25 protein-coding genes are annotated in these 23,743 nt (G+C 62.0%); 11 read left to right on the forward strand and 14 right to left on the reverse strand.

What is annotated here, in order from left to right:
• Positions 1-99: 99 nt before the first annotated feature.
• The gene (locus ACZY0Y_RS14530; RefSeq protein WP_463958722.1) at positions 100-708 is read left to right on the forward strand and encodes a hypothetical protein; all 609 of its coding nucleotides are present in this window, start codon (positions 100-102) and stop codon (positions 706-708) included.
• A gap of 154 nt (positions 709-862) precedes the next feature.
• On the forward strand, positions 863-1,771 hold the full coding sequence (locus ACZY0Y_RS14535; RefSeq protein WP_463958724.1) for a GIY-YIG nuclease family protein: 909 nt from the start codon (positions 863-865) through the stop codon (positions 1,769-1,771).
• Between the two features lie 38 nt (positions 1,772-1,809).
• Here the strand turns inward: ACZY0Y_RS14535 and ACZY0Y_RS14540 are convergent, their stop codons facing one another.
• Positions 1,810-2,406 (reverse strand): GIY-YIG nuclease family protein, encoded by a 597-nt coding sequence (locus tag ACZY0Y_RS14540; RefSeq protein ID WP_463958726.1) that lies wholly within the window; start codon positions 2,404-2,406, stop codon positions 1,810-1,812.
• Between the two features lie 170 nt (positions 2,407-2,576).
• Between ACZY0Y_RS14540 and ACZY0Y_RS14545 the strand changes: the two genes are divergently transcribed.
• Complete coding sequence (locus tag ACZY0Y_RS14545) at positions 2,577-3,092, forward strand: hypothetical protein (protein ID WP_463958728.1); 516 nt, start codon at positions 2,577-2,579, stop codon at positions 3,090-3,092.
• 103 nt (positions 3,093-3,195) lie between these two features.
• Here the strand turns inward: ACZY0Y_RS14545 and ACZY0Y_RS14550 are convergent, their stop codons facing one another.
• The 8 genes from ACZY0Y_RS14550 to ACZY0Y_RS14585 form a co-directional block, all read right to left on the reverse strand.
• Positions 3,196-5,364 (reverse strand): exonuclease domain-containing protein, encoded by a 2,169-nt coding sequence (locus tag ACZY0Y_RS14550; RefSeq protein ID WP_463958730.1) that lies wholly within the window; start codon positions 5,362-5,364, stop codon positions 3,196-3,198.
• 4 nt (positions 5,365-5,368) lie between these two features.
• Entirely contained in the window at positions 5,369-5,626 is a 258-nt protein-coding gene (locus ACZY0Y_RS14555) for a hypothetical protein (protein WP_463958732.1), read from the reverse strand.
• A gap of 318 nt (positions 5,627-5,944) precedes the next feature.
• Positions 5,945-7,117, reverse strand: a complete 1,173-nt coding sequence (locus ACZY0Y_RS14560; RefSeq protein WP_463958734.1) for a DUF8462 domain-containing protein — start codon at positions 7,115-7,117, stop codon at positions 5,945-5,947.
• A gap of 63 nt (positions 7,118-7,180) precedes the next feature.
• A complete protein-coding gene (locus ACZY0Y_RS14565; protein ID WP_463958735.1) occupies positions 7,181-7,951 on the reverse strand; it encodes a nuclease-related domain-containing protein in 771 nt (256 codons plus the stop codon).
• Positions 7,952-8,429: 478 nt separating this feature from the next.
• Positions 8,430-9,671 carry a UPF0158 family protein gene (locus ACZY0Y_RS14570; RefSeq protein ID WP_463958737.1) on the reverse strand — a complete coding sequence of 414 codons (1,242 nt, stop codon included), beginning with the start codon at positions 9,669-9,671 and terminating at the stop codon, positions 8,430-8,432.
• An 88-nt stretch (positions 9,672-9,759) separates the two neighbouring features.
• Positions 9,760-10,323 carry a GNAT family N-acetyltransferase gene (locus ACZY0Y_RS14575; RefSeq protein WP_463958739.1) on the reverse strand — a complete coding sequence of 188 codons (564 nt, stop codon included), beginning with the start codon at positions 10,321-10,323 and terminating at the stop codon, positions 9,760-9,762.
• 696 nt (positions 10,324-11,019) lie between these two features.
• Complete coding sequence (locus ACZY0Y_RS14580) at positions 11,020-11,568, reverse strand: recombinase family protein (RefSeq protein ID WP_463958740.1); 549 nt, start codon at positions 11,566-11,568, stop codon at positions 11,020-11,022.
• A 324-nt stretch (positions 11,569-11,892) separates the two neighbouring features.
• Positions 11,893-12,219 (reverse strand): histone-like nucleoid-structuring protein Lsr2, encoded by a 327-nt coding sequence (locus tag ACZY0Y_RS14585; protein ID WP_463958742.1) that lies wholly within the window; start codon positions 12,217-12,219, stop codon positions 11,893-11,895.
• A gap of 888 nt (positions 12,220-13,107) precedes the next feature.
• Here ACZY0Y_RS14585 and ACZY0Y_RS14590 point away from each other — a divergent pair.
• Complete coding sequence (locus ACZY0Y_RS14590) at positions 13,108-13,866, forward strand: ParA family protein (protein WP_463958744.1); 759 nt, start codon at positions 13,108-13,110, stop codon at positions 13,864-13,866.
• Positions 13,863-14,264, forward strand: coding sequence for a hypothetical protein (locus ACZY0Y_RS14595; protein WP_463958746.1), 402 nt, complete (start codon positions 13,863-13,865; stop codon positions 14,262-14,264). Before ACZY0Y_RS14590 ends, ACZY0Y_RS14595 begins: the two co-directional genes overlap by 4 nt.
• Positions 14,265-14,336: 72 nt before the next feature.
• Here the strand turns inward: ACZY0Y_RS14595 and ACZY0Y_RS14600 are convergent, their stop codons facing one another.
• From ACZY0Y_RS14600 to ACZY0Y_RS14620, 5 genes are all read right to left on the reverse strand, one after another.
• Entirely contained in the window at positions 14,337-16,154 is a 1,818-nt protein-coding gene (locus ACZY0Y_RS14600) for a MarR family transcriptional regulator (protein WP_463958748.1), read from the reverse strand.
• Between the two features lie 232 nt (positions 16,155-16,386).
• The gene (locus ACZY0Y_RS14605) at positions 16,387-16,623 is read right to left on the reverse strand and encodes a hypothetical protein (protein ID WP_463958750.1); all 237 of its coding nucleotides are present in this window, start codon (positions 16,621-16,623) and stop codon (positions 16,387-16,389) included.
• A 275-nt stretch (positions 16,624-16,898) separates the two neighbouring features.
• Positions 16,899-17,237, reverse strand: a complete 339-nt coding sequence (locus ACZY0Y_RS14610; RefSeq protein ID WP_463958752.1) for a hypothetical protein — start codon at positions 17,235-17,237, stop codon at positions 16,899-16,901.
• An 11-nt stretch (positions 17,238-17,248) separates the two neighbouring features.
• The gene (locus tag ACZY0Y_RS14615) at positions 17,249-18,013 is read right to left on the reverse strand and encodes a hypothetical protein (protein ID WP_463958754.1); all 765 of its coding nucleotides are present in this window, start codon (positions 18,011-18,013) and stop codon (positions 17,249-17,251) included.
• A complete protein-coding gene (locus tag ACZY0Y_RS14620) occupies positions 18,010-18,603 on the reverse strand; it encodes a hypothetical protein (RefSeq protein WP_463958756.1) in 594 nt (197 codons plus the stop codon). Before ACZY0Y_RS14620 ends, ACZY0Y_RS14615 begins: the two co-directional genes overlap by 4 nt.
• 353 nt (positions 18,604-18,956) lie before the next feature.
• Between ACZY0Y_RS14620 and ACZY0Y_RS14625 the strand changes: the two genes are divergently transcribed.
• The 6 genes from ACZY0Y_RS14625 to ACZY0Y_RS14650 are packed head-to-tail and all read left to right on the forward strand — an operon-like array spanning position 18,957 to position 23,742.
• Positions 18,957-20,024, forward strand: coding sequence for a CHAP domain-containing protein (locus ACZY0Y_RS14625; RefSeq protein WP_463958779.1), 1,068 nt, complete (start codon positions 18,957-18,959; stop codon positions 20,022-20,024).
• Entirely contained in the window at positions 20,021-20,530 is a 510-nt protein-coding gene (locus tag ACZY0Y_RS14630) for a hypothetical protein (protein WP_463958758.1), read from the forward strand. The genes ACZY0Y_RS14625 and ACZY0Y_RS14630 overlap by 4 nt, the downstream gene beginning before the upstream one ends.
• Positions 20,531-20,577: 47 nt before the next feature.
• Positions 20,578-22,029, forward strand: coding sequence for a MinD/ParA family ATP-binding protein (locus ACZY0Y_RS14635; RefSeq protein ID WP_463958760.1), 1,452 nt, complete (start codon positions 20,578-20,580; stop codon positions 22,027-22,029).
• A 35-nt stretch (positions 22,030-22,064) separates the two neighbouring features.
• Positions 22,065-22,679: a DUF6668 family protein gene (locus ACZY0Y_RS14640; RefSeq protein ID WP_463958761.1), complete on the forward strand. Its 615-nt coding sequence runs from the start codon at positions 22,065-22,067 to the stop codon at positions 22,677-22,679.
• Between the two features lie 11 nt (positions 22,680-22,690).
• Positions 22,691-22,960, forward strand: a complete 270-nt coding sequence (locus ACZY0Y_RS14645; RefSeq protein WP_463958763.1) for a hypothetical protein — start codon at positions 22,691-22,693, stop codon at positions 22,958-22,960.
• Between the two features lie 26 nt (positions 22,961-22,986).
• On the forward strand, positions 22,987-23,742 hold the full coding sequence (locus tag ACZY0Y_RS14650) for a DUF8175 domain-containg protein (RefSeq protein ID WP_463958765.1): 756 nt from the start codon (positions 22,987-22,989) through the stop codon (positions 23,740-23,742).
• The last annotated feature ends 1 nt before the right edge of the window (position 23,743 follow it).

Consider the following 23,743-nt stretch of genomic DNA (forward strand, 5'->3'; position numbering starts at 1 on the left):
CACCGTGGGGCCGAGCGAGACTACGCCCGACTATGTCCGGCAACACGACACTGTTTGGAGCCCGCCGGCGAACAGTCGATGCTGTGGCATCCTCAAAACATGAACGCGCCGGACCACACCCCCAAAATCCTCGACCTGAAGGCTTGGGAGACACTTCGAGACTCCCACGCCGCGTACATGGCAGGCACATCGCGATCATACGACGAGGTCCTCACCGAGGTCGCAGACCGAATTCGCGCGACGGCCAGCATCGGCAAGGCCGACATCGGAGCCTTGCTGTTCTGGAAGCGCCTCCGCGGGGATACTCCCTGGGTTCGCGAACTGATGATCAAGCCCGAAGAGGAAGTCAGGGTGATAACGGAGAAGGCCGTCTCTGCTGTCACCGATGTGTCACTACCGGTACCTGCGGCGGCTTCTGCCGGCCGGGCGGCGCTCTCACCGCTTCCCGGCTTCAAAACGGGAGATGCACTGGCTTCAGCCCTTCTGCTAGCCGCAGCTCCCGAACGAATGGCGGTATACGACGAGCGGGCCCAAACCGGGCTGGAGACTCTCGGCCTCTCTCTCTCGCCTGCGCGCGGAAGGTACGGACGATACATGGAACTGGTCGAAGACCTGCGGTCAACGGCAGGCCAACACGGACACACTTGGTCTGCGAGGGATGTCGATATCGCACTCTTCTGGCTCGGCGGTCCGAATTCACAGTCCTGATGCAGTCGGGGTCAGCATGAAGGCGACCGAAGCTTTGCCGAGCCATTCGGCGTTTGCCATGTGGCCAGGATATTGGCAGGGGTGCCCATAGAATCGGGGAGGCCTTCCTGGCTGAAAGTGGACTCGGTTATCTGAACCAAGAAGGACAGAACGTATGGCCATCGGCAAGCAGGTCCGGTTGTTCTTGGTTGATGGCACCCCCGGGGGAATGCTCACTGCCGAAATCATGAACTGGACAGGACACATCGTCGCCGCCAGCAGGTCGGACTTGGCCGAACTTCTCCGTCGGGAGGAAGCCCAACGCACTGGCATTTACTTCCTTTTAGGAGATGGCGTCGAGGACCTGGACGAAGCACTCATCTACATCGGGGAAGGCGACAACGTTGGTGAGCGTCTGAAAATGCACCACCGATCAGAGGACAGGGGCGGCAAGGATTTCTGGAATAGGGCCATCGTTCTCACGAGTAAAGACGCAAACCTCACCAAAGCGCATGCCAGATATTTGGAAAGCCGATTCATCGCCATTGCTACTGCCGCAGGCAGGGCAAATGTCACCAATGGAACGGCACCCCAGCCACTTCCACTGCCGGAGGCGGACAGGTCGGACATGGAGTACTTCATCGACCAGGCCAAGATCATCCTCCCCGTCCTCGGCGTCGATGCTCTACGAAGCCTTCCTGCACCGGCCGATCCTTCTGCTCACGGCCAAAACTTGTCCACTTCGCCCATATTCGAAATGTCGGTCGCTAATGTCGGGATTACTGCGCAGGCGCAGGAGGTTGACGGCGAGTTTGCCGTCCTGGCAGGATCCACGGCGAGAACTGCTTGGATAGGAACTAATCATTCCTACGAAAACCTCCATGAGAAACTCATTTCAGCTGGCGTTCTCGTTGTCGATGGCGCAACGGCCCGCTTCACGAAGCCCCACATATTCAAGAGCCCTAGCGCTGCAGCTGCCGTCGTTTCTGGTAGAACAACAAACGGGCGCATCAGCTGGCGGGTACCGGCGACTGGATTGACGTACGGCCAATGGCAAGAACAAGGGATTCCTCCGACAAATTAGCTTAGCCAGGGCCTCCTCCGGGTACGGAAATCCTGATGCTATGCCCAGGCCCGCGCCTCTGCCGCCAAGACCGCGCGCGCGGAACGCAGCTGCTGCAGGGGCGCCGGCACATGGGTTAAATTGAGCGGGGGCCCCCACCGGCGGAGGACGCGTTTTTCGACTTCTGCAAGCGTGAGGTCCAGTCCTGCCGGCTTCGGCCACACCGCGATCGTCAGATGCTTTTGCATCCAGTCGGTCAGCCGGTCGTCTGCGTCACGCTCGAGTCCGTAATTGGCAAAGTGACCCGGTTTCGATTTATTGCGGGGCACTCCGCTTAGTTCGAGCGGCTCCCGGAGGAGCGCCGCAAATGAGCGGCGGACCGTCGATGAACCGGTCGTAGATCTTTCTCCCCGCTCAATTGCGAAGTGGGTTTTCAGATCTCGTGTTACGAGATCGTCTTCAGACTTTCCCACATATAGCGGTATCTCGGGGTCACGTTCATCTAGCCCGAGCATCCGCCAGATTGCAGATTCCGTGTGCACCGCATACAGACCGGGCGCATTGGGTATGTGGTCCGCGGCATCCGGGATCGTATGGCCGGGGCCGGCAAGAGCGCGCATGGCTTCGACTGCAGGGTCCATTTCGCTGGGGTTCATGCCAGCACCTTACGCGTTGAAAGCCCACCCAACTTCACCGCGCAGCACCTCAGGCCTGGAACTGCATCGGACCCTAACTGGCCCTCAAGACGCTCCCTGCGAAACCCCGTCTCGCCCTGACGTCGCTCCCGTAGGATCGGCACGACAAGGCCCACCTACGAAAGGAAGACATGATCTACCCAGGCGGCGGCATTGACCAGTACGCGGTTCCGGCCAGGGATTTGAACGAATCCTTCATTGGGGCCCACTTCGGCCTCACCAAGGGTGCCGAGGTCATCTATGGAAAGATCGGTGCGATCCGGATCTTCGAGACGCACGTTCTGTTGACACTGGCCGGCGTCACCGCCGATGACCTTCACCTGGATGCGAACCAGAAAGTCATCTTCTCCCACGGACAGCACCAGAACCAGGTAACGCGACGCGCGCCCATGACTGAATCCGTCGATGCTGAGGTCGCGCGCACACTCAGTACAATTCCGGTTCGTGCGTCTCGCCAAATGACCGCCACCGAGTATCAGTTTCGCGTGGCCGAGGTCCTCAACCTTTTTGACATCGAAGCAGTGGGCGACGAAACGGGCGTGTATTACGGGGACGAGGGCGTTGAGCTAGAAGATCAGCCTTTAGTCGGGGCCATTCACATACTCCTTGCGAGGCGATTCGGCATCCCGGAATCATTAGCAAAATGAATGGGCCAGGCCGGAGGCCTGCACAGGGGTCCTTCAGACCCCGAGAGAACCTTGGACATGGGACACCTGAAGGCAGGGCAGCGCACGCAGTTGTAACGGGATCCTACGACACCTCGCGATCACCGCTCAATTGCCCAGCGGGAAGGTGAGTTATTCCCGTCCGGTCCGGCGGCGGCCAGGAGTCGACGAGTGGGCCCGGGTCGAGATGCTTGCGTGCCCGGGTGACTGCGACGTAGGCGAGCCGCTGTTCTTCGGCCAACTGATGCTTGTCGTTGACGAAGACGGCAATTGTAAGTACCTGGGCGAAATCGGCGGCGATCCGTACCGTGTCCCACTCCAGGCCTTTGGCCTTGTGGGCTGTTGAAACGACTGTCCCGGAGCCCGCGCCCGCCGATGCCGCGTTGACGGCACGCACCAGTTCCGGTACGCCATAGTCTTCGATGAGCTTCGTCCATGTCCGAAGTTCATGCGCGGCCGAATCGTAGAGAACATGCTCGCGCACTTCAGCCCAGGAGCTGAAACGGCTTAGTGTTGCATGCCGTGTCCTGCGCCCCTCCATCAGGTCAGCCGCGGCCAGGAGCAGTGTCGTGATTGACTGCGGATCGGACCTGAGTGTCGCGTTGAAGCCAAGATCCTGTAGGGCCATTAGCTCATGGACGGCTCCGGCGTTGGTGCGGGTCAGGACGGCATCTGGCTGCGTACAGGAGCCGATGGCAGTCGTTCGCTTCGGGTTCGCTCGGATGAGGTGCGGCGCCTTGAGAGCGCGGAGCCAGCCGTTCGCTATCGCAGCAGCGCCGTCGCCGAACCTCCAGGACGTGGTCAGCGGCAAAGTGTGTCTTGCCTTGATGGAGGCCAGTGCGTCTTTACCGCCGGCGAATCCATAGATGGACTGGTTGGGGTCGCCGACGTAGACCTTTTTCAGGCGGTGCTGGAGCTTGATCGCGCGAGCCACGGCAGGACTCAGGTCTTGGGCCTCGTCCACGAAAAGGATGTCCCCGTCAGCTCCGAGGATTGGGTTGGTCAGCAGCCAGAATTTCAGATAGTGGTCGTGGCTGATGGGCATGTCAATGACCTTCTCGTCCCTGATGTTCGCCCAGTGTTCCTCAGCCATGAGGAGAACCAGCGGTATCAGTTCCGGCAGCAGGCTTTTCGGCACCTTGCCGGTTTTGGCGTGCCGGGTGAGCAGCGTCTGGTTTGTACTGTGGCAATAATCCTTGACGGTTTCTACGGCCATTTGAGTAAGTTCGTAGGGGCTCACTTGCTGGGCCAGCCTTGCACTGCCGAATGCCTCAATGAACCCTGGTTCCAGGGCGCCGAGCCGCCGGGCCGTGATGCTTATCGGTTCGATGCCGTTGCGTAGCCGGGCGAGCCACGAGCCCTTACCCTGCGCTCTTAGTGCGGCGTGGGCGAAGGCGTGGATGGTGGTGGCCGAGACGTTGGAGGCAAACCTGTCGCGGGCTTCGACAGCTGTGGCCTTGTTGAACGTCAGGTAGGTGATCTTGGATTTTGTGGAGTTGGCGAGCAGCTGCAGGGTCGTTGTCTTTCCTGTTCCGGCGCCGGCAAGGATTTTGATGTCGCCGTGTTCGAAGAAAGCCTCGAGGATCGCGTCCTGTTCTTCGCTTGGCTTCCACCCTTGTCGGAAGCCTTGACGGACAGACGCGAGCCGCTTCGGTGCGGAGGGGCCCGACAGATGAATGACGGCCGCGGAGGTTTTCGCAAGCGCTCCAGTATTGACGGCCCGTATGAGCTCGACGGCTAAAGCTGCACCGACGCGGGCGTCGGGCAGGGCACGGTGTGATGAGGCCTGGCGAATACCGAAATGCTTGGCGAGTGTGGCCAGCTTGTGGTTGACGCTGGTTGAGACCAGGCGGCGGGCGGCGGAATATGTGCAGAACCCAAGGATCTCACCCTGTTCGAGTTGGGCCCGCTTGAACTCAAAGCCCAGGAATCGGTTTTCAAAGGGGAGGTTGTGCGCGACGACGACCCGTCCGCCAACGAAATCGAGGAGCTGGCCAAGGACCGCAGCGATGGGTGGTGCGGCTTCCACCTCACGTTGACTGATCCCATGAATGAACTCGGCACCGTGCAGATACCCGTGACCGGGGAAGGCCAGGCTGGAGAACTCACCGGTCACCCTCCCGCTGCTATTGAAGCGGACGGCTGCCACCTCGATGATCCTGCAGGCCGGGGTGCTTACCCCTGTGGTCTCCAAGTCAATGGCAACGAATTCCCTCTTGCCGTGCAATAAGGCCGCGACTTCTTCGATCCGCACACTCTCACAGAACATACAACCGCAGCCCGTCGATACTCCGGGTGTGTAGTCCTTCCCGATGGAAATGGCTTCGAGGTTGAACAAGTTGATGACCAATTTCCCTCTCCACCAGGGATCGCGTGTAGAGGTCGCCCGCCGCTCGATCTGCCAGGTCCCTGGCATAGTCATTGTCGATGGCTTCCACTGTTTCGTCCCGCTCAGCGACGTTGCGGCGCCGTCTTTGTGAGAACTCTTCGAACGGCGTGACGGTTGATTCGGTCATTGTTTCCCCCATGGAATGGCACCTATCTTGTGATGCTACTGGCCCCAGATGCGAAAGCCTCTCTACAGAAGGCAGCATTTACCGAGGATCCCGAAAGGTTCCGCCTTGGCGTCCACGGTTAGCCCAACTGTCGGACTCCAATGGTGATAGAGGCAGTCGTTCCGTTCCGACTGCGTTCCAGTTCACATGACCATCCTGCAGGCCATGTGTGTGCCACAACCTTGGATCTAGGACAGTTCCCAAGGGACGCTATGTTCCCGCTGTCGATTTGCTCGGAGGCCTATGGTCCGAGAACGCTTCCGGCGGGTCTTCCACGGACTATTCTTCGAACTGCCGGCTGATGAAACCGGACATGCCGGGAACGGTGAAGCGGACAGCGCCATGATCCGGGGCGTAGATAAGGCCTTTAGAGATAAGACTTGATCGGGCGACCGTGAGCCGGCTGGCTGCCCGGTTAAGCCGTGATGCCACCATGGCGGTGGATGAGGCTTCGTCGTGGTCCTCGGCCATGGCCCGGAGATACTGGCGTTCTGCGGGTGTTGCCCGCTGCCAGCGTGCCCTGAAGAAGCCTGCGTCGAGTTGTTCCGTCCCTATTTCCAGGGCCAGCCGGGCGTCGTCAAGGGTGACCGTTTTACTGGAGGAAACGTCCCATGCGGCCTTGCCATAGGCCTGCAGGAAGAAGGGATAACCATCGGCCGCGGTGACGAGCGCCCGCAGGGCGTCAGCCTCCAGGTGCGCACCCAGCCGGTTCATCGGGAGGCTGATGGCATCAGCTGCCGATGCGTGGTCAAGGGCTCCGATGGTGCGGTAGTCAAAGAGACGTTCGGAGTATGACCTCGTGGCGCTGAGTTTTCCAGGCAGGTTGGGCAGTCCGGCCCCAATGATGAAGAACGGCCAGCCTTTCTGTCCGGCCATGTGCTGGACTGAAATCAGCGCTCCCAAAAGCTCCTCATCAAGGTCCTGCATCTCATCGATGAAAATTCCGAAACCGCTGCGGGATTTGCTCATGGCTGTTGCTATGTCTTCAACGAGCTCTTCGAGGTCGATGTCCAGGTTCCCGGAGTCAGCCCGCCCTTCCGTCGTACCGAGTGTGGCTGACACTCCCGTCACGCCGAGGGTTACGTTGAAGGAACCGATGCTGCCCAGGACACCTTTTACGTAGTCCCAGGCGGACCTGGTCCGGAGCCTCCTCGCGCCCGCCTCGATCGCCCGGGCCAGTTTTTGCCGCGTTGCCTTCCGCCCGTCCGGAGAGGGCTGGGCTTCTATCTGCACAACAAACCAGTCGTGACGCTCTGCTTGTGCGGCAAAGTTGTTTAGCAGCACGGTCTTTCCGACACCGCGGAGACCGGACAATAGCATTCCTCGCTCAGCGGCTTGGCGTTTGGTCCTGACGATCAGACGATCAAACGCTTCAATCTCTGCTTCGCGTCCCTCCAGCGCGGGAGGCTTGAGTCCAGAGCCGGGTGCGAAGGGGTTCATGTCGGAGTCCACCAGAACAGTCTATAGAAAAGTATGAGCCCCTATAAGGATTTTTTTATACAGGGGTATATTTTTTTATGGTCCTAAATATGCAGACAGGGTGGCAAGGACAAGTGGTGCACCGAGAAGAAGGGCAAGGAGCCATCCTGCGCGGCGACGTCGGGCGCTGTCCACGAGAGTTCGCAGCCTGGCGAACTCGTATTGCAGAGACGCCGGTTCCACCACGACAGGCGGATTTCTGTGCCACGTTCCGGGCCGGACTGCTGCAGCTGTGATCACCGCTATCTGCCTGGCCGTGAGTTTGCTCGGGCAGTCACTCAGCCACCTCAAGAGCTGTCGGTCCGTGACCACAGCAACGTCGGAGGATCTTTCCCTGACCGTCATGGTCTTCGGGGCAATGACGACCACAACGCCGGTGACCTCAACGGGAGCATTCACTCCGCGGGTGAGAAGTTTCGCTGCCCGGGTGGCTTCGTGGCTGGCGTTGTAGAGATGACGCTGTTTCTTGCCGACCACCATCAAAGTCCGGCCCGCAACCCAAACCGATTGCCCGGCATGGTTCTTGGTATTGAGGGTGAATACGCCAGCCGGACCTATCAGCACGTGATCAATATCGGATGCGCCGGTGCCCACTGGCACGGCGTGCAGGACTGTCCACTCAGGACCCAACCGTTCAAGGATCTGCCCGACTGCTATCTCCCCGAGAGCACCCTTGTACCAGGGGAAATTGTCCGGACTCAACGGGTCAGCACCGAAAACGCGACCTAGAAACGACCGCGGGGGCGCCCCCTCTAAATCGGCCAGTAGCTTCTCAATGACTGCCTGTCCCGCGACCCGCTCATTCACCCCGCCGCGCGTAGGGATGTCACTCCGCCCCCGCCGGAAACCCTGTGATGCAAAGTCAGACGTCATGGGGCTTCCCTATCCCGTATGCACGGAGGCCCGTCGCCCCAGCTGGAACGAACACTAGTCGAATCCGGGTGAGGGATTCGGCTCCCGCCATGGAGAAACGTTGTGTCCCACCGGGACAGTGAGAGCGGAGGACTCCCCGCTGCAAATCTCTGCGCAGGGCGGCGTAACCTGGCTGTCCCGCTAGTTGTCCCACAAGTCCGGCGACAAGGACCAGTCACGGCTGTAGCTGTTGGGACGCCGCTGTCATTCTCCGAAGCCGTCTGCACGGCCACGACATGTCCGCGAGGAGAACCTGCCTTGGGACGACCCTGTGACCGGAGCTCGACCTCACGATCGCTAGTCAGCTGCTCCACGGTTGAGGGTATGAGGCGGGCTGCACGGTCCTGTGCCGGCGCTGACCGGACCCGGCTCGTCAGCCCACGCGGATGCCATTGTCAGCGAGGAACTCGCGGGCACGGCCCATCTGGCGGTCGGCGGAGAAGGCGTACCATTGTTCGCTAAGGTTCTCGCCGTCGACGAGGTCGCGGAACCGGAAGAAGGCGCCTTTGCCCTCGATGGCCCGCTCCAGCCGCTCGCGGAGGGCCTTATCGTGCTGCCGCTCGGCGAAGTCCGCCATGTCCCGCCAGCCGTTCCGCGAACCGGTGCGGTCGACTCGAAGCCAACGGTCCGGCTCCTCCTCGATGTCGATGGCGGCGTCCTCCCCGACCATCATCGGGTCAGTGGCGGTCTCGTCGTACACCTGCCCGGTGCGCAGGTCGAGGTAGCCACCGGTCGACAGCTCGGGATCCCCTTCCAGCACGGTGCTGAGCATGTCCAGGTCTACCGGCACCACTCGGCCCGTCAGCGGCTCGCGGCGCAGACGGGCCAGCAGGTCCTCGGCCAGCAGCCGGTCACCAGGGCCGCCGCGCCAAGTCAGCCGGTTGATGACCGACAATGCCACCGGCTCGGCGTCCCGGCGTCTCTGCCCCAGCGCCATCGGTATGCCCGCCCCCACCTGTTGCAGAGCGTCATCGATGTGCCGTCCCGTCACCGCCGCGAGGAAGCGGGCCGCATCTGTTGCCGCGATGGCTCCACGCAGCTCGGACAGGTCGAGTCCCGGCACCTGCACCTCTGCGGGCCACGCGTGCAGCAGCATCGGGTGCAGCCGGCCCGGTCTCCCCGGCGCCCGGCTCTCCCCATCGTCAGCAGCCCACCGGCGCCCGTACTGGTCCGGGATGCTCCCCCAACCCCAGTACGACAGGGGGACATCAGGACGGACACCCAATACCTCCATCGGGTCGACCTTCACCTCCCCGACCACACACCGGTGCATCCACGCGTCACCGAGATCGAACGTGAACTGAAACTCATCCCCCGGCCCCACCGTCCGGGCGACCTTGGCAGCCGCGATGTCGATTGGCGCGATGATCGGCCCGCGGATCGACGAGGCCATCTCCGCTCCCGTCTCTTCATCAGTGATTACCCGGCCGTCGGCCAGGGTGAACACCGACAAGTGCGAGCGGTCCCACCGGGCGAAAGCATCGTTGATGGCATCGGCGAGATCCATGAAGGTGTGCGACGGTCCCACGGCGAAGATGCGCCCGGGCCATGGCCAAAGCTCCTCACCACGACCACCGAGCAATTCCACCGTCACCGACAACCAGGTTCGTGCCATACCCCAAGGATGGCACGCGCCGCGGCTACCCCGTTTGAGGATCGCTTTGCGGCGCACGAGCAGTAACTGTCTCGCCGGAGCGCGGCCGTCAGTTAGTTTCCTGTGGGCGGTTGATCATCCAGGGGCGGTGACGCTCGCCTGGAGAATACCCTAAATCGGACGGCCGGAACCGGCCGGCGGGAACACGCTGAATGTTCCCACCGATCGATTGCGCGAGACGCTCATTCAACCTTTGGGCGGCGACGTTCTCGTCGAGAGTAGCCATCGCGATGTTGCGTTGCGGCTGCCACTCGGCGGCCGCGCTAAGGAGCGCGATTCCTGCCCCTCGTCGCCGCACGAAGGGAACTACTGTAACCAGCTGAATGAACAGCGGATCCGAATTGGTTCGACCCGCGAGCACACAACAGAAGCCGACTGGATGATCAGCGATTTCTGCCAGTAAAACGAACTGCTGCCCGATCCTCGATACGTTGTCCTCGACAGAGCGAATGTTGGTTGACTCGCAGCTTGCCTGCATCCATCGCATCCAGCGACCGTCCTGCTCCGTCCGTTCCGCCTCGCGGATCAAGACTTCCGAAGGTGGCAGTGCCTCTACCCCTTGCTTCCACGTGTCGAACCCTGGTTCGTGGTACGGGGAGTAGGGCCTGCACATACCCGAACACTATCAACGACGAATGGCCGCTCCGGGACCTGTCTGAGCGGGTGGCGGCCCGGTCACCTCTCAGCTTGCGCCCGTGAGCCGGTCCTTTACCGGGCGCTGCGGTCACAAACCGCCTTAGGTGAAGGATTCAACAAAACCGGGGACGTTCCCGTTTTGCTATTGACGAATGAGAACGTGTCCCCGCCGCTTGCTTTCTTGGAAGGCATCTCGTAACTCACGCTGCACCACCTCGCTCAAATTGGCCGGTACCGTGCAGCCACCGTCTCCTCCGGGGCCATAGCCTTGGCCAGCGTCCGGCGTGCAACGAAGCTCAGGTGGTACCTGGCGTTCAATGCTGACGCAAAGCTCGTGCTCGTGGCCCCTCCCGCAACTGAAGATCACACTGACTCGTCGATCGGGTGCACTCATAATCATCCCCTGAAGATTAAACCGGTCCTTTTGCCGGTATGGAAAAATGTATCGCCCAGCCCCGACATTTTGAGGGCTAGAGGCGCAGAGTGACGGAGCAGCAGTTCGTCGGCAAGCCGGTCCCCCACCGGCCAGCTCGCCGCCTTCGGGCCTCCCCTTCGAGAAAGCCGTAGGCAGGAACACTCTCTGATTCCTGTATGACCTGCCTGCAAAACATCCCGGTTGATGTGCCCTAAGCGCTACACTCCAGGTCGTCTCTCAACGCTAGGACCGTACTGTCTAGAGAAGGTATCGGTAGACAGTAGCGCGGGAGACTCCGAGCATCTTGCCGATGTCGGAGGCACTGATTCCTTTGCCTTTGAGTTCCCTGGCCCGGGCAGCGGCAGCGTCATCTACTTTGCGGGGTCTTCCGCCGTGGCGGTTGTTGGCCGCGGCCGCAGCGAGGCCGGCCCTGGTGCGTTCGATCATCGTGTCGCGCTCCAGCTGTGCGAATGCGGCCATAATCGTCAGCATCGCGGTGCCCATGGGCCCGGTTGTGTCCAGACCTTCGGTCAGGGAACGGAAGCCTGCTCCCCGTTCCCGGATGTCCTCGATAAGGTCCAGTACGTGCCGGGTGTTGCGTCCCAAACGGTCGAGCTTCCATACGGTGAGTACGTCGCCGGTCCCCAGCCTGTCCAGTGCTTTGGACAGCTGAGGGCGTTCCACTGTCGATCCGCTGACGCCGTTGTCGGCGAAGGTCCGGGCTGCGCCGGCCGCCTGGAGTGCGTTGAGCTGCAGATCAAGGTTTTGTTCCGCGGTGGAAACCCTCGCGTACCCGATTACAGCCATGGGCGTCCCCGTATTCTCTTAATCCCGATCAAATTGCCATTCTGAGACTATCTGTTGTTGGACGGCATTCTGAGACTGTGGAGGGGCGTGTCGAACCCCGAGTTCCTCGACATTCCTTACGTCCCTTGGAACACGACCCGACCTTCTCAGGAATCGATCGTATTTGAGATACCGGAGAGACGACTGACATCGACTTACCCCAGGACCGGCAGAGGTTTTCGCCACCTGACAGGGATCTCGATTCACCTTGGACCAGGCAGCGGAGGTCGCCAGTCCAAGGAACAACTAAAGGACTGACGCACACAACGGTCCCCTACCGGTTGCTCAGTGCGCGTCGTCGTAGGCTTTTCTGATGTCCTGGCTGATGCGTCCGCGGGAGTTGGGGCTGTAACCATTGGCTATGGCCCACTCACGGATCCTCTGAGTCTCTTCCCTGACAGACGGTACGGTTCTGGTACTCCGGCTCCGGGACTCGCTGCGGACGCGCCGGCCGTGGGCGACGAACGGTGCCAATGCCTCGCGCAATCCGGCTGCGTTCTCCCCTGCGAGGTCGATTTCGTAATCGGATCCTTCAAGGGAGAAACGGAGGGTTTCCTGGGCGTCCTCACCTGAAATGTCGTCGATCAGCTGGACATGGATCTTGCGGGCCAACAGGGGGTCCTTTGTTCGAGTTTTCTTGCTGCCGTGTCCCCCCAAGCCAACGCCAGTCTTTGACCTCAACACTATTTCACTTCCGGACGCCGTCGATACCGCCAAAGGTTCGTCTGTATGGGACCACTGACTCGACCCCGACGAGTGTCAGGGTCACTGTAGACCCCGTTCGGCAAGGTGTCTGGAATTGGCAAGCGGATTACAATCCGCCGCAAGTTAGCGCAGTCGACTGACATCAATTTGGGATATGCCCTAGCCGGACGGTCCGCCAGCGCTTCGATACGGGGAAGGCCCGAAAGTTATCAGCTCGCTTTCTATCTAGGACAACAAGAGACTCCCAGCCCCTCCCCCATGCATCGACTCGAGCTGACATCCTCCCGCCGACAAGCGCGGAAATATCGTTTCGTACTCTGGAACGGTCCCTAGTGGAACATCCAAGGAGTGGGCCGATCCGAGGTCGGCGCTGGTCTCAACATATAGCCGCTGGATTCATGAGGTTTCATGCACACCTTCTTCGCCGGCCACTACTTGAGCTGCTGGCATGCAGGCATGCATGCCAGCTGTCATGCATGCATGCTTGCATCCGTTCCTTCGTGCATGCTGGCTTTCTGTCATGCATGCATGAATGCATGTACAACTCAGTCCTCGTTTGTCACGGCGTGGGGGCAAGGAACCCAAGGCACAGCGCCGGATGACTGCCAAGGTTGTGTGCCCAAAACCTATGACCTGAACGAATTCTGCTCAGCTTTCTTGCATCCAAGCTGTCTTTCATGCATTCATGCATGAAAGACAGCTTGCATGCCATCTTGATCACAGTAGGGGAGTGGTCGGCGTGGCTCCTTGTAACCCACATATGTGTCCGGAAGGCTTGCAAGCATGCAAACAATCATGGTTTACAGTGAGTCTGGCGGTGCCACGAAGACGACAACCGCGGTGTCCCTGGCGGCTGTCACCGCCGCCTCTGGGCGCAAAGTTGTACTCGTCGACCTCGATCCCCGGGCCGCGGCTAGCAAGTGGATCGGTGTCGAACCAAAGGAGGATGGCCTCCACGTCGGCGCCATCCTAAGTGACACGGATCCGGAAGGCTGGGCCCAGGACCTCGCCGTAGAGTCCAGCTGGTTCCCGAACCTGCGTGTCGTTCCCTCCGCCCGCAGCGTCTCGAACCGTGAAGCAGACCGCGCCGATCATGCCGAGCTGCGCCTGCGCACCTCGCTCATCGGGATTGACGCCGACGTCGTCATCATCGACTGCCCGAACCGCCAGGGCGGCCCGTTGACCCTCTCCGCCCTGAACGCCGCCGACACGATCGTGTACGCAGCGGGCGCCACCGTCGACGGAGTAGACGGTGTTGCCGGGGCCCGCAAGAGCGTCGAACAGTTCCGGATGTCCCGTAAGCGCATCGGAGCCCCTGATAACTTGCACGAGGCCGGCATCGTCGTCGGAGCCGTCGCCTCCACCGTCATGTCCCGCATCGCGGTGGCCAGCATTGAAGAACTTCGCGAGACAGGAATGCTGTTGACCCCGCTGGTCCCGCACCGGACCATCGTCCAGGAGATGCGCATGACGCAGGAATGGTATGGGGAGTACCGCAAGGGCCAGCCCGTTGTGGATGCCTACAACGAGCTGATGAAGGAGATTATCCGATGATCGAAGACCTGAAAGACCGCCCGGCCGTTCTGCGCCGGACGCCGAGGCCGGCCCCTGATGAGAAGGTCGACCCGGTCGACTATTCTCCGGCAGCCGTGGCGCCAGCGCCGACGAAACCTGAGGAACCAGCCCCGGCCGACGGGGGAGTGGCGGCAGTTATCCCGGTTGCCGCACCCGTTCCCTCGACACAGGCTCCTCCGCGCCAAGCAGCCAAGCCTGCGAAGGTGTCCAAGGCGGTCCCGAACCGAAAGGCCGCCCGCCGCGAAGTGACATTTCCGTTGAGCACTCGCCTATCCCAAGACGTCATCGACGTACTGTACGCGGCCGCGGAAGACGAGGGTATCTCCGTGCGTGAAGCGATCGAGCAGGCTATCAAAGCCCGCTGGGGCCAGAACTGAGGGATGCTCCACCGGTCGTGGGTTCTTGCATGCATGCATGCAAGAACGCACGCGCTTCTCCGGCGGTGAACCCTACCCTGCCCTGGTGAACGCCATATCGGCGAGGGCCCAATCATCCGGAGGGCCCTCAAATGCCTCCCATGGGTAGTCTTCGCCGGGGGAGAGGAGCTCCGAGACGGTGTTGACGTTCTTGGACAGCCATTCCTTCCAGAGGATCCGTTCGATCTTGTAGCGCTGCAGCTGGGCCGCGACGGCTTCCAGCACTCCGAAGTGTTCGGCAAGTTCCTTCAATGACGTCGTGGCCACCACGGACCAGGCCCGTGTGGTGTCGCGAGCGATCATGTTCCAAGCGGCCATCACCTCGAGTGCTTCACTGACTGTTGTCCGGGAGAGCCTGGTGAGCGTCACGATCTCCGCCGTCGAGAGGCCGGGGGAGTGTTCCAGTGCCTCGTAAATGAAGGCCGCCGGCAGGCCTAGTTCTCGGAACACCGGCCGCAGCGCGTGGACCTTTCCCTTCCGCCAGGTGAGATCTTCGGCCGCCGTCTTCATCTCCTCCGGAACGGTCAGCATGTAGAGGTCCCCCTTGGTGCCGCGCCCTTGTTCCACCAATGTCACCAGGGGATCATTTTCCCCGCGCAAAGCTCTCAGATGGCCCCCGACGGTCGTGTGATCCAGGCCGGTGGCAACTGCGATGGAGCGGACACCGAATTCAACGAACCGGGACGCTGTCATGTGTGCAGCTTCCCCCAGGGATCTCAGGACCATCCTTCTCGCCAGCCCTGTCCTTGAATCCGTGTACGCGTGCTCCTTCAGTCTGACTGCATTTCGCCAGGTTCGGATGAGCCGGTGCTCGGTATCGGGGTTAGTCGAGATCGACTTTCCTTGTATAGCTGGCCCCTGTGTATTTGGCTGGCTTGTGGGGGATTTACGGGCATTGTTCTTCCCGTCCCTGGATCCCTGGTCTTTGCTTAGGTACCTGACCGCATTCAGCCAGTCCCGGCGCAGGGCAGGGACGCGGTGCCGGGAGGCATACCGGGCGTAGAAAGAGGCAAGGCCTGGCCAGGTCCCCTGCATCATCCGGCGTTCCACATCGGTCAGTTCCAGGCCGGCGGCCGCGGCCCCGGTGACGATCGCCTGGCGGGCATCCGAGTCGGATGCGTAGCGGTTCGAGTCGTAAAGCCCGGTTTGTGCCATCAGCTGCATCACCCGGGACATCCTGCCGGCAGGGTGCTGAGGTTTCGGGGCCTCGGCGGCCGCCGGCGTGAAGGTCTGCTCCAGTCTCAGCGCCCTGACGGCACCAATCTCCCCTGTCAGGTCAGCGGTCATGGCAGTCCACACCGCTGCGCTATTGGGCCGCCGGGCAATGTCGTAGGCCATCGACAGACTCATGGCCAGTTCCTGGTAGCCACCCCTCTTGTGTGGGGAGCCGGGTGTGCGCATGCAGCCATGGAGGAGGTTCTGGTGCGGAGTCTTGTCCAGGGTCCGGTACCGGCTGCCCAGCGCCTCGACAAGATCCCGCGCTTCAGAGAAGGTGACCCGCTGCTCCAACGGGATGTAGACGTGACGGCCGCCGTTAGGGGAGTAGTCCTCGATCCACCGCGCCCCACAGTTATGCAGCCAGGACTGAACGGCGCGGACGTCTGCCTCCACCCAATCGATGCCGGCGACCGACGAATCGAAGTCGAGGAAAATTGCCGCGCACGTCCCGTCTTTACCGAAGATTCTCACCGCTGCGGGAATCGACGGTAGACCGGGTGTCAGGTCGCGTTCGTGTTTCTGGGGATAGGACTTTCCGCCGTCGCGTGAGAGCCTGACGCGCGGCTGTCCGGCAAGAAGTGAAGCCAAGGCCGACCAAATCTGGGCGGGGGACTCACTGGACCCCTGAGACACGCCGCTACTCTGGGAGTCTCTGGACGGCAGGGCAGACTCATGTACGATGGTGACTAATCCTTTCAGGGGATTGTTTTAGGCAATGAGTAAGGCCCGGTCTTGCAGGACCGGTTTGTTACACAAAGGAAGCCCTGTGAAGGACTTTCATCCGATTTACGATCTGTCAGCCGGCAAGCATTCCGGATCGTGAATCTAAAGCTTCGAAGGCCCGCCTAGTGCGGGCCTTCTTCTTTTAAGAGGCTATGCGGATAGGGAGCTCCTGCTGGTATTCGTGCTGATCAAGCGCCGCCAGGTCCGACTGCAGCTTGGGTTCAACGGCCGACAGGACATACTCCGAAACGGTCAGGCCTTTTGCCGCCGCAACCTTCGCAATGCCGTCAGCGGTGCGTTCTTGCGTTCGGAAGCCAATGAATTTGCGCAGGCCCTTACTGGGGCGCCCGCCGCCTCTGTTGACTGCTACTGCCGTCATTTGCTTAGTCCTTTGAATCTCGTACCGGAACCGAAGCCCGGTAGCGCTTCATCGTTCGTCCTGCAGCCGTAGCACCTGTGGGTGCCATTTTCTGTTTACGGCTGCTCTGAAGCTATCACCGGGTAAATGCAAGTCTGGGGATTTGTTTTCAGAAAACGGCGTCGTGTCGCGGCTCATACTTGCCGCAGCACCATGACCATCGTCGTGGAACCGTTGGCGTTGATTTTGGCAGTCCCACACATCATTGCTCCAATATGTCACATATCAGCAGAATTCTAGATATGGGTCGTTTTCAGGCGCGGCTCGGTGCGGTTCCACGCCCGCCTAACCACGTCGTCCACTGTCTCGGCGTCTGCGGCCGAACCGCGTTCGGTGTGAAAGGCACCGCGGAAAAGATCCCTGGTTGCCAGGAGGGATCTGAAGTACCGTCCGCGGCGGTCGATCCTTCGAGCCTGCACATCGAGAAAGTTTGCTACTTCCTGTCGCTTCATCCCTGCTGCGATGCAGATTTTTACGGCTTCAAAGATGACCCTGTAGGCGGCTTCGTGTTCTTTGTTGACCTCGGCGAGGACGCGCTTGACGGCTAGCCGGGCTTCTTGCGGTGTGGCGTTCATGGACGGTCCTTCTATTCGATCGAGAGTAGCGAGCCGAGCTCGGTCTGTGGTTTGCGGTGCTTCCGGGCATAGGCGAAGAGCGCCAGGCCTACAACCACGAAGGTCGTGGAGATGTAGGAAACGATCATGAACACGTAGATAGCGTCTCCGGTTGCGCCAAGCTCGAGTGGGTAGGTGATCGCGCGAATCAGTGACAGTGCAAAGCCGGTTGCGATCAGCCCCGAGGCGAGTCGGCCGACTTTGAGGGGATTCCTGCGCGCATCCCTGTAGGCCGGTTTGATGAGCGGGAAGACGATGTAGGCCACGTAGGCCAGCACGAGCCATGTATTCAGGCGAACGCTCGGCTGCGCAGCGTAGTCCAGCAGCTGCGGTGACGGGTTTGGGGCTTTGGTCGCCAGGAGGGTGCCCAGCAGCCCGGTGGCGACGATACCGAGCATGGCCGCTCCCGGCGCCCCGACAGTCCACCGGCGGGCGAACGGTGAGCCGTAGGCAGTGCTGAGGTGGCCGCCGAGGAATGCGACGGCGACGAGGGCGAAGTATTTGGAGATCAGGTCGGTGCCGTTGGTGAGCGGCACGAGTGCTTCCACGCCCATGTAGACCGGGGGGAGGAGCAGGAGGTAGGCGAGAGTCAGGAAGATGCCCGACAGGGCGATGCTGCTGGCTTTCCCCTGCAGTGCGTGCTGGTGTCCCAGCACGGGAGTGTTGATGCGTTTGAATGTCAGGCTCCCCAGAAGAATGAGCATCAAACTTACCGGGACGACGGTGAGCGGGTTCATCCCAGGAGTTCCGTCATTTTCTCCGCGTATTCGCGGGCTTCCTTCCGCTGCTTCACCCGCCGCTGCAGTAGATGGATCCGGGCAGAAATGGCCTCGACCAAAACATCGTCGGAAACTTCCAGCAGCTCATCCTCGCGAGCCCTGATCTGCCAGCCGCCTTCGGTCGGCGTGATCAATTCCGTCACCACAAGTCCGGTCGCGAACGAGCCTCCACCTGCTCGTGAGGCTGCAATCGCCAAAGACGGGTTCAGCTTGTTTTCGGTGAGCTGGGTGGCGATGTAGGTGAGCGCCATGCCTGTTTCCTGGGACATTTGCTGGCGAATGTCCCCCGGGTCGATGGAGTCGATCCAAGTCCGGACTGAGCCGTCATGCGGGAAGGGGATGAGGTCGATCCCCTTGCGGAGCTCACGGGGATAGTGCTTCTTGGACGTGCGGAACTGCAGCTCGGCCATGAGGTCCGCGTGATGCACCTGGCTCAAGATCTCTGGGGCGGACGGTTCTATGGGCCGGGTCTTAATGACCTGGTACGGACTGAAGACGCTGAGCGCGTCGATGACGTTCATTCCGGTGGCCCTGGCGATGGCAATCACCGTGGACTCTGCAACGTTTCCGCGCCTGAGCTGGTTGTTTAGAGTGCCCCGATTTATACCGGTCAACGCACTCAGCGCAGTCGGGGAGGGGCTGAGGGATTGCCCTTCCAACCACTCCCGAAATTCGGCGGCTGAGACAGGCACGGACACTCCTTAGGCAAAGGGCATGAGACAAGCGCGGGGGATCAATACCTGTTAGGATTGAACCAATAATTAAACAACCTCAGATACTTCAAACCTTGTATTAATTCATCGTAGCTTCTGGGATCAAGTTTAGCCGGGGGGCGCCTACGATCCATGACCGCAAGGCAGTACAGCACACAAGCGCAGGGGGAAGCGTGAAGCCGTCCAAGATGCTCAGCACCGGAGCCGCCGTAGCGGTACCCGTGGTGCTGACCGGCCTGGTCTTCTCCACGCTGCTGTTGCTGCCCCCCGCCAAACCTGCGGCGGCCGACTGCGGGCCGGCGGTTTCCGTCGTCGTCGACGGCAGCACCAAGGTCGAGGGATACACCCAGGAACAGCTGCAGAATGCCGCAGCCATCATGGGCGCCGGGAAGGCACAGGACTTGTCGGTCAACGGGCAAATGATCAGCGTGATGGTGGCCCTGGGGGAGTCGGGGTTGCGGGTGCTCGATACCGGCGACGGTGCAGGCCCGGACTCACGCGGGTTGTTCCAGCAGCGCGACAACGGTGCGTGGGGCTCCTACGCAGACCGCATGAACCCCACCACGAGCGCCACCAACTTCATCAAAGCCCTGAAAGGCGTGGCCGGCTGGGAACTGTTGGAACCGACCCTTGCCGGCAACAAGGTCCAGCGCAACGCCGACCCCTACCACTACCAGAGGTACTGGACCGAGGCAGTGAAGCTCGTCCAGGCGCTCTCGAACTCGAAGTTCTCCCTGCAGGGCAGCGACTGCGCCATCCCGGGACAGTCGGGCGCGGGGGATGACTACCCGTGGAAGAACTCCCCGACCTGGTTGCAGGTCGGCGCAAACTCGGCCAGCACCTCACCTCTCGGCATGTACTACCGCGAGTGCGTGGACTTCGCCCTATGGCGGGTGAACCAGCAGATGGGCTCGACCAGCACACCGTTCAAGTTCCTCAACGGCACGTTCCGTCCCGACGGGCAGGGCCTCGGCTCGGCCCTGACCTGGAAGGCCGGCTGGGACGCCAAGGGCTGGGACTCCGGCACCACACCCCGGGTCGGCGCCGTTGTTTGGTACGCGCCGGGAGCTGGGGGAGCGGACCCGAGCTTCGGCCACGTCGCGGTGGTCAAAGACGTCAAGGACAACGGGACCTACGTCGAGGAGGGCTACAACGGCAACCCGGCCCCGGCGGACCACAGCTACTACACCCGGACGGTGGCCAACACTGTCCCCTCAGCTTTCCTGTACCTGCCCACCCAAGAGGAGAAGAAGTGAAAAAGCCCCTGACCCTGCTCGCCGTGGCGCTGCTCTGCGTGTCCTGCGCACCGGTGGCGAACACGACGGCAGCACCGACGGCATCAACCGGCCAGCCCACAGCGTCCGCGCCGGTCTCACTGAGCGCCAACAGCGGACCCCAGGCGCCAGGGGGCACTATCCCGGCCACGATCGGCATCACCTGGGATCAGGCCAGCAAGGACAACGCCGTGGACGTCGCAGAGAACGCCATGACGGACTTCGCCCGCCCAGCCATGGAGGAAAAGCAGTGGGCCAATGACCTCGCCCGGTGGCTGACTCCGCAGGCGACCGCCGATTACTCGGCAGTGGACCCGGCCAACATCCCGGCCAGCCGCGTCACCGGTGCCGCCACCCTCGCCGTCGATGAAACCAACGGCTTCGGCGTCACGGCAGCGGTCCCCACCAACGCCGGGACCTACACGGTCCAGCTGCTCCGCACCGGCAAGGACGCCCCGTGGAAGGTCAACCGACTCACCCCGCCCTAGCCCTAAACGCCGCCCACCTCCATCCCACACACGTAAGGAAGAAGCTCATGGGCACTACACAAACCGAGGTCATGGCCTTTCCCAACATCCGGGCCATCGTCCGCGACAACGGAACCGCCGAAGTCATCGTCGCGGGCAACACCCGCATCGTCCCTGCCGGAAACTCCGTACAGGAACTCCGCAACAACGCCCTGGCCCTCATCGTCGGCGAAGCGCAGACCCTCCAGCGCCCCGTCCGGGTCCGAATCGAGGACCCCGAAGGCCACGGCGAACTCATCGTCCACCCGGACAACAAGATCGAATCCGTTTCCTACGAGCCGACTCCGGCCCGCCGCCGGGCAGAAGCCCCCGAAACCACGCCCACGACCGCAGCGCCGGCCATCATTGATACCGCACCCGCGCCAGAGCCCGCGGCCGCTCCTGCAGAGTCGGCGCCAGCTCCTGCCCCCGCAGCGCCAGCGGACGCCCAGCCGTGGCAGCCCGCCCCCGCGACGGCCACCCCGGAACCGCAGACAGCTGCCGTTGTTGAGGAAGCCGCGCCCACACGGCGCAGCCTGAAGGAAACCTCGTTCCTGGTCAGCGCCCCGGTGCTCGAACCTGCCACCCAAGGCTGGCGCGGAACCCTCACCCGCCTGGGACTCCGGATGGACCCCTCGGAGGAAGAACTCACCGAACGCGAGGACATCCGCACGGTCAGCCAGCACTGGCCCGGCCCCCGAACCATCGCCGTGGTCAACCGCAAGGGCGGGGCCAACAAGACCCCCACCGTGGTCATGCTCTCGGCCATCCTCGCCCGCTACAGCGGCGCGGCCACGGTCGCGTGGGACAACAACGAATCCCAGGGCACCCTCGGATGGCGGACCGAAAAGGGCTCCCACGACCGCAGCGTCCTGGACCTCATCGACGCCTCCACCGAACTGCTCTCCCCATCAACGAACGCCGCCGAAATCGCCAAGTTCGTCCACCACCAGACCGCCGACAAGTTCGACGTCCTGCGCTCGGATGAAAACGAAGAAGGCGACCACGAAGTCACCGCCGAGGAAGTCGACATCGCCCATCAGGTCCTCACCCGCTACTACCGGCTCGTGGTCATGGATTCGGGCAACACCGCCCGGGCCGCGAATTGGCGGCGGATGATCGACCACACCAACCAGCTCGTGGTCCCGGTGACAGCCATTGAGGACCGCGCAGAAGCCGCACGGCTGACACTGCAGACCCTGGAATCCCGGGGCGGCCACGACGCGGAGCTGGCCCGCAACGCCGTCGTCATCGTCTCTGAGTCCACCGACGCCAAGCGCAGCATGAGCGGGGAGGCCCTGAAGCGGGCGAAGGACGAGGCCCAGCGGATCGCTGACGGCTTCGCACCCTTCGTCCGCGCCGTTGTCCGGATTCCTTACGATCCGGCCCTGGTCAACGGGCCCATCCGCTATGAAGCCCTCCAACCCGCCACCCAGAGGGCGTGGCTCGCGGCCGCGGCCGCCGTCGCCGCCGGCTTCTAAACCACCCACCAACCGGACTCTGAAAGGAGGCAACCATGCAACAGTCCCTGAACCCCTGGATCACCCACCCGGCCACCGCTGACGGCACGGACACGGCAGCCGCGGAGGCTCACGTGCCGCCGGAGGCCGTGATCAGTGAACCGCTCAGGGGAATGGTCGAACCGGACGCCGCAGACCGTCTAGGCCGCCGCACCTTCGCAGGCTCCGCGGCGCTGTGGGTCACCGGCGCCCATGGAGGATCCGGTGAAAGCCGCATCGCTGACCTGATAGACGGGGCACGGGTCACCGGTCACTGCTGGCCCGCCCTCCAGGACGGCAGCAAACCTCGGGTGCTGCTGGTCTGCCGTGCAGACATGCGCGGCCTGACAGCGGCACAAAGCGCCCTGACGCAGTGGGCATCAGGCGCGGCACCTGCGGTTGATCTGCTCGGTCTCGCCGTCCTGGCGGACGCACCGGGGAAGACTCCCAAACCCCTGCGTGACTTCGCCGCCATCGTCGGCGGGGGAGCCCCCCGGCTCTGGACCCTGCCCTGGGTCGAAGCCTGGCGACATGGAGACTCCACCACCCTGCCGCCGGCTCGCGAATACCAACGCTTCATCACTGACTTGGCCGCCCTGGCTAGCAACACCACACCCGGCACCACGCACTGAAAGGTCTCACCATGAACTCCATCTCCGCAATTGCAGCAAGCGTCATCCCCAACCCCACCCCGGTTGTCCCGGCACAGGCAGGTGGCCTGCTCACGATCCTGAACTGGGCCTCCGGCATCGGACTCGTCCTGGGCGTCCTGGGCGTCATCATCGTCGGCATCGGCATGGTCATCCAGCTCCGCCGCGGCGAAGGCGGAGAGTCCATCGGCAAGCTCGGCTGGGTCCTGGCCGGCTGCATCATCATCACCGGCGCCTCCGGCATCGTCCGCGCCTTCGTCTAAACCCGCAACTACCGGAGAGGTTCATCATGAGCGAATCCACCCAAAGCAGTACCGAACGCAGCCCGTTCACCAAGCCCGGATTCATCATCTCGGCCGCCCTGGTCGTCGCGCTGATCGCCGCCGTCGTCGTGATCTTCTTCTTCCCCAAGGCAGACAGCACCGCCCAGCCCGCCCCGGCCCCATCGTCGGCCGGTGCCTCCTCGGCGCCATCAAAGTCAGCCGACGCGGTTGGAAAGAGTGTTTGTGGGCTGCCCTCAAGCACGGAGACGGCTCTGGGCGCAGCACCGAAGTCCAAGTGGGAACTCGTCGGCAAAATGGCAGCCCCCACTGACCCCAAGACATTCGGGCCGGGGCAGACGGACGACAGCGGATTCAGGTCCTGCTTTGCTCACTCGCCAACCGGCGCGGTCTACTCTGCCGTCAACCTGGTGGCCCTTGGCTCGTCTAAGTCACAGCAAATGAATATCAAGCTGGCAGACAAGCTCATGACTCCCGGTGCCGGGCGTGACGCAGCCAAACAGCAAGCGGCGACGTTGGATCCTTCCACCGGCTCAAATGACACCGTTCAGGTACGAGGCTTCCTACTCAAGTCCTACACGCCCGTCGAAGCCAACGTTGATCTGGCTTTTCGAACCTCCGGCGGAAAATTGTTTCACGCAGTTCTTCCGCTCCAGTGGCTCGATGGGGATTGGAAAGTCAAGGTTTCCGATGCTGGACAGCTCATAAACGACGTTGCCCCGCTCAGCGACATGAGCGGCTTTATCTCATGGGCCGGGGTCTAAC

The sequence above is a fragment of the Pseudarthrobacter kochi genome, assembly GCF_055412805.1.